This window comes from Campylobacter sp. RM10537 (assembly GCF_022369435.1).
Classification (GTDB): domain Bacteria; phylum Campylobacterota; class Campylobacteria; order Campylobacterales; family Campylobacteraceae; genus Campylobacter_D; species Campylobacter_D molothri.
This window is the reverse complement of record NZ_CP059597.1, coordinates 443,939-458,984: the sequence shown is the minus strand read 5'-3', so window position 1 is coordinate 458,984 and position 15,046 is coordinate 443,939. Positions and strand designations below refer to the sequence as shown.

Below are 15,046 nucleotides of genomic sequence, written 5' to 3'. Positions count from 1 at the left end.
ATTATCCTTAAAATACACTAAATATATTTTTTATTATAGTTCTTTATCCCTGAATTTTTAAGAATTTATTCTCCTAGATTATTTAAAAAATATATTATAATTATAAAAAATCTAAATAAAAGGAGATTAAAGTGCGAGTAAAAATTATTTATTGTAATCTTTGAAACTATCGTCCTCAAGCTGCACGTGTTGCAGAAGAATTAAAAAATAATTTTAAAAATATCCATATTGAATTTGAAATTGGCAACAAGGGCGATTTTATTGTAGAGGTTGATTCAAAAATAATCTTTTCAAAAATGGATCTTATAAATTGTGAAAATGAAAGATTTCCATATGAAAAAGAAATATCAGATTTGATTAACAAAATGTAAAAAATATTAGAATCTTTAAAATAGTTTTTATTTTAAAGATTCATATTCTTTTCCGATATAAATTTTGCCTTGAAATTCTATTACTGGGCGTTTAATACAACTTGGGTTATTTAATATCACTTGTTTTAACTCATCTTTGCTTAAATAAGTAAGCATTTCCTTATTTAATCCAATCTTCTTAGCAGTGATACCTGCTGTATTTACAAAATCAATAATATTTCTTTGCCCTATCCAAAAATCAAAAGTTTTTTCATCAAGTTTTTTAATATCAAAAAATTCAAATTCGATTTTTTCATTTTTAAGAAATTCTTGAGATTTTTTAACACTATTACAATTTTTTATCCCATAAAAATTTAACATTTCTTGTTCCTTTTTAATAAATCTGCGATTAAAAATGCGAGCTCTAAAGCTTGATCAGCATTTAATCTTGGATCACATTGGGTTTCATAACGCTTATTTAATTTTTGCTGAGTAATATTCGAAGCACCGCCTATACATTCTGTAACATTTTGTCCTGTCATCTCAAGATGAACTCCTCCTGGATAAATTCCTTCGCTATGAGCAATTTCAAAAAAAGATTTAAGCTCTTGAATAATTTTATCAAATTCTCTAGTTTTATAATTTCCTATTTTTGTAGTATTACCATGCATAGGATCAATACTATAGATTAAATTAATTCCTTCTCTTTTAAGTTTAGTAAATATCTTAGGTAAATTTTGGACTATTTTTTCAGCACCCATTCTAATGATAATATTTAACCTACCCTCTTCATTTTTTGGATTTAAAGAATGAGCTAAAGCACAAATATCTTCGGCATTAGCATTGGGTCCTATTTTTACCCCTAAAGGATTTTTTATTCCGCTTAAAAAATGAACATGCGCTTCATTAATAGATCTTGTTCTTTCTCCCAACCATAACATATGAGCAGAACAATCATAAATTTCTCCACTTAAACTATCTATTCTTGTTAAAGATTCCTCATAAGGCAAAAGCAAAGCTTCATGAGAAGTATAAATATTAACTTCTTTAAGCGTAGATGTATCTTGTATATTAATACCACAAGCTTCTATAAAATTTAAAGCTTCAGAAATTTTTTCACTCATATGTGCATATTTTTCATATAATTTATTTTTTTTTAAAAAACCTAAATTCCAGCGATGAACTTCACGTAAATCAGCTAAACCACCCTTAGCAAATCCACGTAACAAATTTAAAGTTGTAGCACTTTGATAATAAGCCTCTAACATTCTCTTAGGATCAGGAATTCTTGATTCTTTATCAAATTTAAAATCATTGATAATATCCCCTCGATAATTAGGAAGTCTTATTCCATTTAATTCTTCAAAATCACTACTTCTAGGTTTTGCAAATTGTCCCGCTATACGTCCGATCTTAACAATAGGGCATCCGCCGGCAAAAGTCAAAACTATAGCCATTTGAAGTAAAATTTTAAACATATCGCGTATATTAATAGCACCAAAATTTTTAAAACTTTCAGCACAATCTCCACCTTGAAGCAAAAAAGCTTCACCTCGTGAAACTTTAATTAAGTCATTTTGAAGAGCTTTAACTTCACCTGCAAATACTAAAGGTGGTAATTTTTGGAGTTTAGATAGAACTTTATCCAAATCTTGTCGATTTGGATAAACAGGTTGCTGTTTTGCAGGATATTTTCTCCAAGAGTTAATATTCCATTTCATAATAAATTTTTAATTCTCAACTTCCTCTATAAGTAGAATATCCAAACGGTGAAAGAGTTATTGGAACATGATAATGTTTTTGATCTTTGGAAAGCTCAAAACTAACCTCTATAAAGGGATAAAATGTATCAATTTTATGAGACATATAATAATCTTTAGTGTAGAATTTAAGCTTATAAATTCCATTTACTCTATTTTCTGGTTCATTGTAGGGTAAAAAATCACCTATTCTTCCATCATCTTTTGTAAATTCTTCACCTATTTTTTTCCATTTTTGATTTTTTTCCATTTTGTAAAGTTCTACTTTAACTTTAGGTGCTGGTTTTCCAGAAACAATATCCAAAACATGAGTACTGAGCTGATACTGTGCAGCACTTAAAAGCAATGGAGCGCTAATAACCAAAAATGCAATAATTTTTTTAACCGAAAACATTTTTTTCTCCTTAATAAATAATTTTAATACATTTTGATTATAATAAAATATTATTAACAAACATAATCAAATAATAAAAATTATTTAAAAAGATATTTTTTAGATAAGTAGTATTAAATATTTACAACGACAATATCGTTGTAAATATTATTTTTTAAGTTCTTTAATGCGAGCTGCTTTCCCACGTCTATCTCTAAGATAAAATAATCTTGCACGACGAACACGGCCTTTTCTTAGCACAGTAATACTCTCTAAGCTTTCACTATAAATTGGGAAAATTCTTTCAACGCCTACATTATTAGCACCAATTTTACGAACAATAAAAGTTTCACTTACTCCATTGCCTCTTCTAGCGATACAAACGCCTTCAAAATTTTGAATTCTTGTTTTATCGCCTTCTTTAATACGAATTGCAAGCTTTAAAGTATCTCCAGCACGAAATTCTGGAACATTTTTACCCTCAATTTGCTTAGCTTCAAATTGTTCTATGTATTTGTTTTTCATAAAAATCCCTCATTTTTTGCGTTTATGCTCCAAAAATAAATCTGGACGAAAAAATTTAGTTTTGCAAAACGCTAAAGTAGTTTTTAAACTTGCAATTTTAGCGTGATTACCCTTTAAAAACTCTGAAGGGGTATAAAAACTTTGACCTTTTCTTTCAAAAATAAAAGGTTTTGAAAATGAAGGAGCTTCAAGTAAATTATTTTCAAAACTTTCTTCTTCAAGACTGGAAGTATTTCCCAAAACTCCCTCTACATTTCTTAAAATCGCATCGCAAAGAGTCAAAGCTGGCAATTCTCCACCAGTTAAAATAAAGTCTCCTATGCTAAAAACCTCATTAGCAAATATTTCTATAACTCTCTCATCTATACCTTCATATCTTCCACAAACCAATACAATATTTTTCTTTTTACTTAAACGTTTTGCATCTTTTTGGTTAAATAATTTTGCACTTGGGGTTAAAAAAATAAAATAAGGTTCATATTCTTCATTATTTTTAATAAAATATAAAGCGTTATAGAGTGGATCAACTTGCATTAAAAGTCCAGCTCCTCCACCAATTTTATAATCATCTACCTTATGATAAGAATTTTCACTAAAATCTCTAGGATTAACAAATGAAAGTTTAAAAAGATTTTTTTTTCTTGCTTTTGCTAAAATAGAATCTTGAAAATAAAATTCAATTAAATTGGGAAATAAAGATACAAAAGTAAATTTCATGAATTTTCTAAAATTAAAAAAGCATCTTGAGTGCAAAAAATATTTTTTTTATCTACATCAATTTTACTAATAAATTTATCAAGATAAGGTATAAAAAATATTTTAGGATAATTTTTGACTAATAATTTTTTATTTGTCTCTACTTCAAATAAAAACGAATTTCCAACTTCTAATATATTAATTACTTGGCCCAAATTTTGTTCTTGAAATAAAATTTGACATCCTAAAATATCAAAGTAAAAGAATTCATCTTTATTTAATTTACAGGTTTTTCGAGTTGTTTCAATACTTTGATACAAAATAGCATTCACAAGCTCTTGAGCTTGTTCGATGCTTTCATATCCCTCAAATAAAATTGAAGAATTAGCATGATTGTATGATTTTATAATTAATTTTTTATGACCTCTATCAATAAAAAAGGAGGAATCTTTTTTAAACTGTTTTGAAAAATCACTAAAATTATGAAGTCTCAAAAAACCTTTCAGACCAACAGTTTTTCCGAGTTTAGCAACTTGAATAAAATCTTCTTCACTCAAGAGCTTTTACCGTTACACGATAATTTGTTGCATCTTTGCTTTTAAAAGCAGATACAACAGTTTTAATTGCATTAATCATTTTACCATTTTTACCGATAAGCTTACCCGTATCTGTCTTATCAACATAAAGTATAATTTCAAAAAAATTTTCACCAAGTTCTACCTTTTCAGTTAAAATCCTATTAGGATAATCTGCTATTAACTTAGTGTATTCTTTTAAAAATTTCTCTACCATAATTATTTGTTAGTAATTGAAGCAACTTTATCACTTAATTTAGCACCTACGCTTTTCCAATAAGCTAAACGCTCTGCATCAAATTTAATAACTTCAGGCTCAACCATAGGATTATAATAACCAATGCTTTCAATCCAACCGCCATCACGACGTTTTCTACTATCTGTTACCACGATACGATAAAAAGGTCTTTTTGTTCTTCCCATTCTTGTAAGTCTAATTACTGTCATTATTACTCCTTAAAATAAAAATTTTATTTATAAATATAAACTAAATACTCATAAATAAAATTTTTAAAATTGTCTTCTAGCTTGATTCATCATTTGCATCAAATTTTCCATCCCTTTTTTTCCTGAAAATTTTTTAGCTAACTTAGCTGCATTGGCAAATTGTTTTAAAAATCGATTTACTTCCATTTGAGATAAACCAGCACCTTCTGCTATGCGACGTTTTCTAGCATTATTAAGTAAATCTGGATTTTCCCTTTCTTTAGGAGTCATTGAGGAAATCATCGCTTTAATATGTAAAATTTCTTTAGAATTTTCAAGATCAATATCTTTTATAGCTGAAGACACGTTGGAAAGTCCGGGAATCATACCAATAAGAGATTTCATACTTCCAAGTTTTTTCATACTCTCCATTTGATTTAAAAAATCATTAAAATTAAATTCGCCTTTTTTAATTTTTTGATTAAGCTTTTTCGCTTCTTTCTCGTCGATTATAGTTGCAGTTTTTTCAGCTAAAGTTGCTAAATCACCTTCGCCCATAATTCTGCTAACAATTCTATCAGGTATAAAAACTTCAAAATCTGCTATTTTCTCACCAATTCCTATAAATCTTAAAGGAATTTCAATTTGCCTAGCTATTCCTAAGGCAACACCTCCTTTAGTATCTGCATCAAATTTAGATAAAATAACACCACTAATACCCAAAGCTTGATTAAAACTAGCTGCTGTTTTAACTCCGTCTTGACCACTCATCGCATCTGCAACATAAAAAATTTCATCAGGATTTAAAATTTCTTTAATTTTCTTTAATTCATCCATTAAAATTTCATCAATAGCTAAACGCCCTGCAGTATCAACTAATAATACATCAACCATAGAATTTTTAGCTTTATCTAAAGCTTGTTTTGCAACTTCTATAGGATTTTTTTCATCTTCTAAATAAAAAAGATCAAGTTCATTTGCACTACATAATTGTTTAAGTTGCTCAACAGCTGCTAAACGCTGTAAATCACAAGCAGCAATTAAAATCTTTTTATTGCGAAGTTTTAAATAATTTGCAAGCTTAACCGTAGAAGTAGTTTTACCTCCACCTTGTAAACCTGTCATAAGAACAACTGTTGGAGGTTTCGAAGAAAATACAAAACCTTGGTTTTTGTTAGCAACATTTAAAATATTTTCTAAATTTAATTTTATAGCATCTAAAAATTGTTTTTGTCCTATCCCATTTTTTTTAACATCATCTTCAACAAGTATTAATAATTCTTTGACAACTTTATGATGCACATCAGCTTTTAAAAGGGATTTCTTTAAGGTTTCTAAAGCATTCTTAAGCGCTTTTTCATCATCAACAAAACGTAATTTATTAATCGCTGATTTAAAAGATTCGCCAATTAATTCAAACACTTTATACCTTTCTTTTTAATTTAAGCCTAGAATTATACAAAATTTTTTCTTAAATGGCTTTAAAAATCTAAATTTTTTATTTCAAAGCCTAAATTAAAAAAACCGTGATCTAAATCCGCCTTAAATTTATAATCAAATAAATTTATTTCATAACTATGCAAATACATCCTATTGTTAATAATTCTTGCATATTTTTCATCTCCTATGATTCCATGCTTAATAAAATTAGCGTGCACTCTAATTTGATGAGTTCTTCCAGTATGAATAATAATTTTTGCCAAGGTTTTTTTAGCTTGAACCATGATAGGAATAAATAAACTTGATGCACTCAAACCTTCTTTGGAAATTTTACTCAAAGCTCCTCGTTTTGTTTTTATAGTTAAAATTGGCTCATTAACTTCTATTTCTTCTGCTAAAATTCCATCTAAAATTGCTATATAACTTTTATAAACTTTTTGCTGTTTAAATTCTTCAATGCAAAGCTTTTTAAAATTTTCATCTTTGCAAAGTAAAATTATTCCACTTGTTTGCTTATCAATACGATTTAGTAGTTTTGCACCAAATTTTTTTTCTAAATCCTCACTTATATAAGAATAAGGTTTATTTATAGCAATAATTTTATCATCTTCAAAAATAATACTAGGATTTGACATTTTTATAATATTAAATTTTGTCTTATTACTCATTAAAGCTCTTGCGATAAGCACTTTCTTTCCATGTGTAAAAACACATCCTTTATCTATCAACTCCTTGGCTTCGCGATTTGAAATATTTTCTTGTAAGGCTAAAATTTTATAAGCTTTTTCCTGCATCAATTCCTTCCTGTATCGCTTTAAAAATTTGTGATAAATCATCACTTTTTTTAATTTTTGCTTTTAAACTACAATGGTGAATTTTATAATCCAATTCTTTTAAATCATTACAGTAATAAACATTTTCAACTTTATCAAATAAAACTTTTTGATTATCTATAAAAGGTCCAGTTATTAAAACATTTTGAAAAGAAGCTACTTCTATTGGATTATGCCCACCAATATTTTTAAAGAAAGATCCGCCAAGAACAACTACATCTGAAATAGCATAAAAATTGATTAATTCACCTAAAGCATCTAATAATAAAATTTTTTTATTGAATTTTTTATCTTGAGTATCCAAAAGACTAAATTTTTCAAATTCTAAACCTTTATTTTTAAGTAAATTTTCAACCTCATAAAAACGTTCTGGATGTCTAGGAGCAATAATAAGCTTTTCTTTTTTACTCAAATTTATAGAGTTAAGTAGCAATTCTTCTTCGCCTGCATGTGTGCTTGCAAAAATAATTAATTTTTCCCTGGGTTTAAAATAATTTTTACTAAATTTAATTGTAATATTTGCTTTAATGTTATGCAAGACTTTAACATTTTTTGCTCCTAAACTTTCAAGTCTTATTTTATCTATATCACTTTGTGCAAAAATTTCATCAATGTAGTAAAAAATTTTTTTATAAAAAAAACGAAATCTTAAATAACTTTTATAAGATTTGTCCGAAATACGTGCATTAAGCAAAATAATTTTTGCTTGATAAAATTTAGCCATAAAAACCAACATAAGCCAATATTCAGCCTCAAAAATGACTAAAACCCTTGTAGGTTTAAACCATAACGGTATCCAATTTTCAAAAGGGAGATAATTCACTTTATCGCAAAATTCTTTAGCACAATTAAAACCAGTTTCTGTTATAGTAGTAATTCTAGAATTAAATCTTAAAGCAAATTCTTTAATACTTCTTGTTTCGCCATAAGAGCAAGAATGAAAATGAACATCAGATTTTTTCTGATTAAAATTCTTAAATAAAAAAAATCGAGATTTTAAGCTATATTTATATTTTTGTTTTAATAGAGAAAGGATAAAAACAGGGATAGCCGATATTATAAAAGCTATCCATGACAAGATATAATAACAAAAAATCAACTCTTGTCTTCTTGTTCTTTGTATAGTATTCTACCGCAATGTGGACAAGTTATAATCTCTTCTCCTTTTATCACAGATAAATAAGTTTTATCATAAATTTTCATAAAACAACCATAACATGCTTGTTTTTTAACAGCTACAACTGCTGTATTTTTAGCCCATTTTCTAATTTTTTCATAAAAGCTTAAAACTTTTAAGTTAATATCTGCAACAAGTTTAGTTTTTTTAGCATAAACATCCATTCTTTCTTTTTCCAAAGCTTCCATTTGAGTTTTAATACTTGATCTTATCGTTTCTATATCTTGCTCTTCTTTAGCTTTTTTTTCTAAAAGCTCTTTTTTAAAAAGCTCTTTATTTTCCAAAATTTTATCCAAACGAATAATCTCATCATTAGCTGAATCAAGTTGTTCTTTGGCAATATCTTCTTCTATTTTTAAAGCATTAGCCTCTTTTTCCGTTTTAACAGAAGCGCTTTTTTTACCAAGCTCTTTTATTTTAGCTGAAAATTCTGAAATATGTAAATTATTTTGAATTTTTTGATTTTTTACATCTTCAATCTCAAGTTCTAAATTACCAATTTGAATATTAATCTGATTAATCTTATTTTCAGCATCTTTTAAATTTTTAGTTATGCTATCTATTTTTGGCTCAAAACTATCGATTTCTTGATCTATTTTGGATAAAAGCACTAATTGTTCAAGATGTTTATTCATATATATTCCTTAAAAATATTGAAATGGATTTTTTGAAACTGATATTATAACCTTTAGCGGCAAATTTTTCAAGTCTTTTGCTAGACATTGTGAAAAATACCGCTCACTTTCAAAATGTCCTATATCTATCAAATTTAAACCATCGCTTACGGCTTGCATGGCTTGATGATATTTAAAGTCCCCGCTTAAAAAGCAATCTGCTTGCACTTTAGATATAAGATCGCCTCCGCTTCCAGTGCAAATAGCAAAGCGTTTGATTTTTTCTTTTCCGCAATAACTAATCTTTAAAATATCTATTTGCAATTTTAATTTTAAATATTCACACAATTTAAAAAATTCAAATTCTTGATCAACATAGATTAAAAATTCATCCTTAAAAGCTATTTTAAAATCTAAAATCTCTTCAACAAAATAACTATTTAAATGGCTTAAATCAAAATTTGTATGTATAGATATTAATGAAATATTTTTTTTTATCATTTTCTTAATAAAAGCTTTAGGATAATCTAAATTTGCTAAACTTTTTAAACCTTTAAAAATAAGTGGATGATGGGTTATAAACAAAGAATTATCTTCAGCTTGATTAATTAAATTTTCATCAATATCTAAGCTTAAATATACAGTTTTAATCTCATCTTGATTATTTCCAAGTAAAATACCACTATTATCCCAATCTTGCTGATTATTAAAAGGGCTTAATTGATCTAAAAAATTATAAATATCAATCAGTTTCATTTAACGTTTTTTTATAAATCTGAGCACAATTTTTAGAAAGCTCTCTAATCTTTAGCATATAATCTTGCCTTTGTGTAACCGAGATAGCTCCTCTTGCATCAAGAAGATTAAAAGTATGTGCCGCAAGCATACAGTAATCATAAGCCGGCAATGCCAATTCTTGCTCCAATATGCTTTTACATTCCTTGTAGGCATTCTCAAATTGCTGATTTAAGAACTCAACATTGCTTACCTCAAAATTATATTTACTAAATTCATATTCACTTTGTTTATGAACATCACCATAAGTGATTTTTTTACCTTGAAATTCACTCCAAATAATATCATAAACATTATCAACATTTTGAAGATACATAGCTATTCTTTCAAGCCCATAAGTTATTTCAGCGCTAACTAAATCTACTGCTATACCTCCAACTTGCTGAAAATATGTAAATTGTGTAACTTCCATACCATCAAGCCAAACTTCCCATCCAAGTCCCCAAGCTCCTAAACTCGGACTTTCCCAGTTATCTTCAACAAAACGTATATCATGATTTTTTAAATCAAAACCTAAATTTTCTAAACTTCTAAGATAAAGCTCTTGTATATTTTCTGGACTAGGTTTTATTAAAACTTGAAATTGATAATAAGCCCCCAGACGATTAGGATTTTCACCATATCTTCCATCTGTTGGACGACGAGAAGGTGCTACATAAGCTACAGCCCAAGGCTGTTTTCCGAGACTTCTTAAAAAAGTAGCGGGATGGAAAGTACCTGCTCCAGCTGGCATATCATAAGATTGCATTATAGCACAACCTTGTTGTTGCCAAAATTCTTGTAATTTTAATATCATTTGCGAAAAATTCATTTTTCACCTTCTTGATTATTATCTAAATTCATATCAATTTTATTTTCTTTATTCATTTCTAAATCAGGCTCTGTTTTTGTTCCAAAAATTTCAGTTGTCTTATTCCACATAAGCTTATATTTACGTTTTAAAAACTCAATCTCTTCTCTTGCATGTTTTAATTCACTATTTAAAGTTTCTATTGTTTTTCTATCTTCTTCGTAAAGTTCTTGCATAGAATAAAGTGCATCTTTTAAAAATTTATTTTCATTTTTTAAAGCTTCGAGTGTTTCATCTTTTGCGTCTAAAACTTTTTCATGTAAATTTAAAATTGTACCTATAGTTTTTTCTACAAAACTCTCTCCAGCTAAAGTCATAGAATTGACCATAGCAGATTGTGAATTAGCAGTAGGAACAACGCTAAAAGTGCCTTGATTAGCTTCTATATAAATCACACCTTCTTCTTCTTTAAAATTTAAAGCACCTTTAGCCATCATACCCTTTACAACATCTTCATTTAAATGTACAAGTTTGCAAAATTCCTCAAGCTCTAAATAAGTCTGCATCTTTTTTCCTATAATAAAATCTCGACACTTTTTGAGTCTGCAACCAATTTATTTTCTTTAGTCTCTCTATCTTCTTTTAAAGCTTGTGCTAATTTAGCATCATTTAAAGCAAGAATTTGCATTGCTAAATAAGCAGCATTTTGAGCACCTGCTTTTCCAATAGCTAAAGTTCCAACAGGAATTCCGCTTGGCATTTGCACAGTAGAGAAAAGAGAATCCATGCTCGCCAAATTATTTCCTGGCATAGGAACCCCTAAAACTGGTTTAGTTGTATAAGCAGCAACTGCTCCAGCCAAATGAGCCGCCATACCTGCAGCTGCAATAAAAACTTGAACACCTTTTTCTTCTGCTTTTTTTATATATTCTTTAGTACGCTGCGGACTACGATGGGCTGAAGTAATAATAAGTTCATATTTAATATTAAATTGCTTAAAAATATTAGCACACTCTTGCATAATTTCATAATCACTTTTACTTCCCATTAAAATAGAAACAAATTTCATAAAATTTCCTTTCTTAGAAAACTAAATGCACTAATTTTTGTTGGCATTTTAATTTCGTTTTCATTTCCGCTATGGATTTCTGTAAATTCTTTATTATTTTTTGCAATTAACTTCTTAAATTCTACAAAATATTTATCATTTTTTTTATAAATTTTACCTATTTCATTTTCACATTCTCTAAGTTTATCTCCCAAAGGGATTAAAATTTCATAAGCTGTATTTAAAACTATTTTACCTTTGCATTTAAAATACTCTCCATCCTCAACAATAGCATGAACTTGATGAGTTCCTTCTTCTATACTCGTATGATGATTTTGAGTATCGGTTTTTTCTAAAGGACGAGAAACCAAATAACCATCTGTAAAACCTCGATTTTTAAGAGTATAAATTTCTCTTTCATATTTTTCAGAATTAAAATTATGATTTAATGTATCTTCTATAGCCATTTTGTAAGTTCTAGTAGTGAGTGCGACATAATATTCGCTTTTCGTTCTTCCTTCTATCTTAAATGCACTAATACAATTTTCTTGCATAATTTTTTCTATATAAGAGCATAAATTTAAATCTTTTGAATTAAAAATATGCGTACCATTTTCATCTTCTTCAAGTCTAAAAAGTGTATTATTTTCAGGATTTTTAGCATAAAGTTCATAACTAAATCTACAATCATTAGCACAAGAACCTCTATTGCTCATTCTTCCACTTTGAACTGAACTAATTAAGCAACGACCAGAATAAGCAAAACACATAGACCCATGAACAAAAGCTTCAAGCTCTATATCACAGTTTTCTTTTAAAATTTTAGAATCTTTTAGACTTAATTCTCTAGCTATAACAATACGTTTAGCGCCCATACTTTTATAAACTTCAGCATCAAGATAATTTAAAACATTAGCCTGAGTGGATACATGCAAGGGAATTTCAGGAGCCAATTCTCGAGTAAGCTTCATAGCACCTACAGATGCAACGATAAAAGCGTCGGGTTTTATTTCGCGAAGTTTTAAAATATGACGCTTAAGACCTTCTATTTGTCCACTTAAATGAAATCCATTTAAAGTGACATAAATTTTTTTACCATTATTATGAGTATATCTTACAGCTTCTTCAAAGGTTTCATAAGTAAATTCTTTAGCTGTCCTAGAACGCAAAGAAAAGTTATTTACTCCAGCATAAACCGCATCAGCCCCATAAGCTAAAGCAATCTTTAACTTTGTAAAATTTCCAGCTGGAGCTACGATTTCGGGAATGATCATTTATTTTTGACCCAAACTTGCTATCAAGGCTTCTATATCATCATTACTTACAACTTCTGCTGTGCTATCTCCTTCTATATGTACCGCAGAACCAACACGTTTCCTATCATCGATTTTGCCTTCAAATAAAGAACTCATGTATCGACTTAAGGCGCGCATAACATTAATAACACGTTCAATTTTTTGACGATGGATATCTTGATATTGCATTGCATCCATAGCCATCATAACTTCATCTTGGCCACCTTGCAAATGATCAACAATATCACTACTTGTTTTTTTTGCTTTTTTATTAGTTTCTAAAGCCTCACAAAAACTTTCAACATTAGGAAATTTCTCGTTTAACTTTGTAAAAATTTCGATATTTTTATCTAAAATTTTATTAATATCAGCTATTAAACTTTCAGAATCTGCAAAAAAATTATTAATATTTTCAAGCTTTTCCATCATTTCTGTGGCTTTTTGCTCACTATCTTTAGTCACATCATCAAGCTGATGTACTACTTTGTGTTCTTGGCTTGGTGGCGGTGGTGGCCATGCTAAATTAGGATTTGGTCTATAATCAGCCACTTTTACATCTTCTATTTTTTCTTCTTGAGTTTCATCGCTTTGAGTCTCTACTTCAGTCATGGTTTCAGACTCTAAGGTATCATCAGAATCTAAATCACTATTCATCAAAGCATCAAGTTCTTCTTGAGTCATTGTTTTCCTTAATTTTTAAAATATTCAAACATTTCTTAAATATTTTAAGATTATATTCTATTTAATCTGAAATAAAAATATAAATTCTCATATTTTTTTAAATATTCTTTTTTATTGAATTTTTAATTGCAATCCATTTTAAAGATATTAATAAATTTTTTATTAAAATAATATGATACAATTTTAAAAATTAATATTTATTAGGGAGAATAAATGGGAAAATTTGTTAATAATATCAATGATTTTTTTGAATTTTGTACACAAAATGAAGTAATTTTTGTAGATTTTCGTTTTACTGATCTAATAGGAACTTGGCATCATATTACCTATAATATACATTCAATTAATGAGCAAACCTTTGACACTGGAATTCCATTTGATGGAAGTTCTTTAAAAGGATGGCAACCGATCGAAAAATCAGATATGATCTTAAAGCCCGATGTACAAAGTGCTTTTCTAGATCCTTTTACGGCAGATCCAACTATTATTGTTATTTGCGATGTATACGATATTTATAAAGGGCAAATGTATGAAAAATGTCCAAGAAGTATTGCCAAAAAAACAATGCAATATCTTAAAGATTGTGGTATTGCAGATATAGCATATTTTGGAGCAGAAAACGAATTTTTTATCTTTGATAGTGTAAAAATAGTAGATACAGCACATTGTTCAAAATATGAAGTTGATACCGAAGAAGGAGAATGGAATGATGATAAAGAATTTATGGATAGCTATAACACAGGACATAGACCTCGTAAAAAAGGTGGATATTTCCCTGTGCAACCTATAGATTCGCTGGTAGATATTAGGGCTGAAATGGTACAAACTCTTGAGAAGGTTGGACTTAAAACCTTTGTGCATCATCATGAAGTTGCACAAGCTCAGGCAGAAATAGGAGTAAAATACGATACACTTGTGGAAGCCGCAGACAATGTCCAAATTTATAAATATGTTATTAAAATGGTTGCACATTTAAATGGAAAAACAGCAACATTTATGCCAAAACCGCTCTATGGAGATAATGGAAGTGGTATGCATGTACATATGAGTTTATGGAAAAACGGAGTCAATCTATTTTATGATAAACAAGGATATGCAAATTTAAGTCAAACCGCCATACACTATATAGGTGGAATTTTAAAAAATGCTAGAAGCCTTGCTGCCTTTACAAATCCTAGTTCAAATTCTTATAAAAGAATAGTTCCAGGTTTTGAAGCTCCTTGTATTTTAACTTACTCTTGTCAAAATAGGAGTGCAAGTTGTCGCATACCTTATGGTATAGACAAAAATTCAGCTCGCATTGAAATCCGTTTTCCTGACAATACAGCAAATCCATATCTTGCTTTTGCAAGTTTATTAATGGCAGGACTTAATGGAATAGAAAATAAAATCACTCCGGTCGGCCCAATGGATGAAAATTTATTTGATTTAACCCTAGATGAAATTCGAAAAAAAGGCATAGAACAACTACCGCACACTTTAAGAGGAAGTCTAGAAGCTCTTATTCGCAACAATACTTATCTAAAACCTATCATGAGTGATCTTTTTATCAATGATTATCAACATTTAAAATTTGAAACTCAAGTATGGCCTGTAGAAGCACGTCCTACTGCTTATGAATTTAAAACTTGCTATTCTTGCTGATTAAAAATTAGATTTTTAATATCG

Annotated in this window: 20 protein-coding genes; 2 read left to right on the top strand and 18 right to left on the bottom strand. The window is 28.6% G+C overall.

Annotated elements, in window-relative coordinates; genetic code table 11:
- The first annotated feature begins 131 nt into the window (after positions 1-131).
- Positions 132-371, top strand: coding sequence for a SelT/SelW/SelH family (seleno)protein (locus CMOL_RS07805; protein ID WP_255349559.1), 240 nt, complete (start codon positions 132-134; stop codon positions 369-371).
- A gap of 27 nt (positions 372-398) precedes the next feature.
- Here CMOL_RS07805 and CMOL_RS02345 read toward each other — a convergent pair whose 3' ends face one another.
- The 18 genes from CMOL_RS02345 to CMOL_RS02260 form a co-directional block, all read right to left on the bottom strand.
- Positions 399-731 carry an arsenate reductase family protein gene (locus CMOL_RS02345; RefSeq protein ID WP_239820560.1) on the bottom strand — a complete coding sequence of 111 codons (333 nt, stop codon included), beginning with the start codon at positions 729-731 and terminating at the stop codon, positions 399-401.
- Entirely contained in the window at positions 725-2,071 is a 1,347-nt protein-coding gene (locus CMOL_RS02340) for a class II 3-deoxy-7-phosphoheptulonate synthase (protein ID WP_239820559.1), read from the bottom strand. Before CMOL_RS02340 ends, CMOL_RS02345 begins: the two co-directional genes overlap by 7 nt.
- Before the next feature lie 16 nt (positions 2,072-2,087).
- Positions 2,088-2,504 carry a hydroxyisourate hydrolase gene (gene uraH, locus CMOL_RS02335; protein ID WP_239820558.1) on the bottom strand — a complete coding sequence of 139 codons (417 nt, stop codon included), beginning with the start codon at positions 2,502-2,504 and terminating at the stop codon, positions 2,088-2,090.
- Between the two features lie 147 nt (positions 2,505-2,651).
- Positions 2,652-3,008 (bottom strand): 50S ribosomal protein L19, encoded by a 357-nt coding sequence (gene rplS, locus CMOL_RS02330; protein ID WP_200282307.1) that lies wholly within the window; start codon positions 3,006-3,008, stop codon positions 2,652-2,654.
- 9 nt (positions 3,009-3,017) lie between these two features.
- Positions 3,018-3,725, bottom strand: coding sequence for a tRNA (guanosine(37)-N1)-methyltransferase TrmD (gene trmD, locus CMOL_RS02325; protein ID WP_200282304.1), 708 nt, complete (start codon positions 3,723-3,725; stop codon positions 3,018-3,020).
- Entirely contained in the window at positions 3,722-4,261 is a 540-nt protein-coding gene (gene rimM, locus CMOL_RS02320) for a ribosome maturation factor RimM (RefSeq protein ID WP_239820557.1), read from the bottom strand. The genes trmD and rimM overlap by 4 nt, the downstream gene beginning before the upstream one ends.
- The gene (locus tag CMOL_RS02315) at positions 4,254-4,496 is read right to left on the bottom strand and encodes a KH domain-containing protein (protein ID WP_200282298.1); all 243 of its coding nucleotides are present in this window, start codon (positions 4,494-4,496) and stop codon (positions 4,254-4,256) included. The genes rimM and CMOL_RS02315 overlap by 8 nt, the downstream gene beginning before the upstream one ends.
- Before the next feature lie 2 nt (positions 4,497-4,498).
- Entirely contained in the window at positions 4,499-4,726 is a 228-nt protein-coding gene (gene rpsP, locus CMOL_RS02310; RefSeq protein WP_239820556.1) for a 30S ribosomal protein S16, read from the bottom strand.
- 63 nt (positions 4,727-4,789) lie between these two features.
- Entirely contained in the window at positions 4,790-6,127 is a 1,338-nt protein-coding gene (ffh, locus tag CMOL_RS02305) for a signal recognition particle protein (protein WP_200282292.1), read from the bottom strand.
- Between the two features lie 59 nt (positions 6,128-6,186).
- The gene (locus CMOL_RS02300; RefSeq protein WP_239820555.1) at positions 6,187-6,939 is read right to left on the bottom strand and encodes an RluA family pseudouridine synthase; all 753 of its coding nucleotides are present in this window, start codon (positions 6,937-6,939) and stop codon (positions 6,187-6,189) included.
- Positions 6,920-8,077 carry a lipid IV(A) 3-deoxy-D-manno-octulosonic acid transferase gene (gene waaA / locus CMOL_RS02295; RefSeq protein WP_239820554.1) on the bottom strand — a complete coding sequence of 386 codons (1,158 nt, stop codon included), beginning with the start codon at positions 8,075-8,077 and terminating at the stop codon, positions 6,920-6,922. Before waaA ends, CMOL_RS02300 begins: the two co-directional genes overlap by 20 nt.
- Positions 8,074-8,790: a zinc ribbon domain-containing protein gene (locus CMOL_RS02290; RefSeq protein ID WP_200282283.1), complete on the bottom strand. Its 717-nt coding sequence runs from the start codon at positions 8,788-8,790 to the stop codon at positions 8,074-8,076. The genes waaA and CMOL_RS02290 overlap by 4 nt, the downstream gene beginning before the upstream one ends.
- A gap of 9 nt (positions 8,791-8,799) precedes the next feature.
- Positions 8,800-9,525 (bottom strand): Nif3-like dinuclear metal center hexameric protein, encoded by a 726-nt coding sequence (locus CMOL_RS02285; RefSeq protein ID WP_239820553.1) that lies wholly within the window; start codon positions 9,523-9,525, stop codon positions 8,800-8,802.
- The gene (gene glyQ, locus CMOL_RS02280) at positions 9,512-10,375 is read right to left on the bottom strand and encodes a glycine--tRNA ligase subunit alpha (RefSeq protein ID WP_200282270.1); all 864 of its coding nucleotides are present in this window, start codon (positions 10,373-10,375) and stop codon (positions 9,512-9,514) included. The genes CMOL_RS02285 and glyQ overlap by 14 nt, the downstream gene beginning before the upstream one ends.
- On the bottom strand, positions 10,372-10,920 hold the full coding sequence (locus CMOL_RS02275; protein ID WP_239820552.1) for a DUF3972 domain-containing protein: 549 nt from the start codon (positions 10,918-10,920) through the stop codon (positions 10,372-10,374). The genes glyQ and CMOL_RS02275 overlap by 4 nt, the downstream gene beginning before the upstream one ends.
- 8 nt (positions 10,921-10,928) lie before the next feature.
- Positions 10,929-11,423, bottom strand: coding sequence for a 5-(carboxyamino)imidazole ribonucleotide mutase (gene purE / locus CMOL_RS02270; RefSeq protein WP_239820551.1), 495 nt, complete (start codon positions 11,421-11,423; stop codon positions 10,929-10,931).
- Positions 11,420-12,676: a peptidase U32 family protein gene (locus CMOL_RS02265; protein ID WP_239820550.1), complete on the bottom strand. Its 1,257-nt coding sequence runs from the start codon at positions 12,674-12,676 to the stop codon at positions 11,420-11,422. Before CMOL_RS02265 ends, purE begins: the two co-directional genes overlap by 4 nt.
- Entirely contained in the window at positions 12,677-13,378 is a 702-nt protein-coding gene (locus tag CMOL_RS02260) for a chemotaxis protein (RefSeq protein WP_239820549.1), read from the bottom strand.
- A gap of 213 nt (positions 13,379-13,591) precedes the next feature.
- On the opposite strand from CMOL_RS02260, the gene glnA reads away from it, so the two are divergent.
- Positions 13,592-15,022, top strand: a complete 1,431-nt coding sequence (gene glnA / locus CMOL_RS02255) for a type I glutamate--ammonia ligase (RefSeq protein ID WP_239820548.1) — start codon at positions 13,592-13,594, stop codon at positions 15,020-15,022.
- Positions 15,023-15,046 lie beyond the last annotated feature (24 nt).

Bases quoted from the DNA above. Each gene is read 5' to 3' on its own strand.
- CMOL_RS02345 (WP_239820560.1), bottom strand. From the start codon at position 731: ATGTTAAATTTTTATGGGATAAAAAATTGTAATAGTGTTAAAAAATCT.
- CMOL_RS02340 (WP_239820559.1), bottom strand. From the start codon at position 2,071: ATGAAATGGAATATTAACTCTTGGAGAAAATATCCTGCAAAACAGCAA.
- uraH (WP_239820558.1), bottom strand. From the start codon at position 2,504: ATGTTTTCGGTTAAAAAAATTATTGCATTTTTGGTTATTAGCGCTCCA.
- rplS (WP_200282307.1), bottom strand. From the start codon at position 3,008: ATGAAAAACAAATACATAGAACAATTTGAAGCTAAGCAAATTGAGGGT.
- trmD (WP_200282304.1), bottom strand. From the start codon at position 3,725: ATGAAATTTACTTTTGTATCTTTATTTCCCAATTTAATTGAATTTTAT.
- CMOL_RS02315 (WP_200282298.1), bottom strand. From the start codon at position 4,496: ATGGTAGAGAAATTTTTAAAAGAATACACTAAGTTAATAGCAGATTAT.
- rpsP (WP_239820556.1), bottom strand. From the start codon at position 4,726: ATGACAGTAATTAGACTTACAAGAATGGGAAGAACAAAAAGACCTTTT.
- CMOL_RS02300 (WP_239820555.1), bottom strand. From the start codon at position 6,939: ATGCAGGAAAAAGCTTATAAAATTTTAGCCTTACAAGAAAATATTTCA.
- CMOL_RS02290 (WP_200282283.1), bottom strand. From the start codon at position 8,790: ATGAATAAACATCTTGAACAATTAGTGCTTTTATCCAAAATAGATCAA.
- CMOL_RS02285 (WP_239820553.1), bottom strand. From the start codon at position 9,525: ATGAAACTGATTGATATTTATAATTTTTTAGATCAATTAAGCCCTTTT.
- glyQ (WP_200282270.1), bottom strand. From the start codon at position 10,375: ATGAATTTTTCGCAAATGATATTAAAATTACAAGAATTTTGGCAACAA.
- CMOL_RS02275 (WP_239820552.1), bottom strand. From the start codon at position 10,920: ATGCAGACTTATTTAGAGCTTGAGGAATTTTGCAAACTTGTACATTTA.
- purE (WP_239820551.1), bottom strand. From the start codon at position 11,423: ATGAAATTTGTTTCTATTTTAATGGGAAGTAAAAGTGATTATGAAATT.
- CMOL_RS02265 (WP_239820550.1), bottom strand. From the start codon at position 12,676: ATGATCATTCCCGAAATCGTAGCTCCAGCTGGAAATTTTACAAAGTTA.
- CMOL_RS02260 (WP_239820549.1), bottom strand. From the start codon at position 13,378: ATGACTCAAGAAGAACTTGATGCTTTGATGAATAGTGATTTAGATTCT.
- glnA (WP_239820548.1), top strand. From the start codon at position 13,592: ATGGGAAAATTTGTTAATAATATCAATGATTTTTTTGAATTTTGTACA.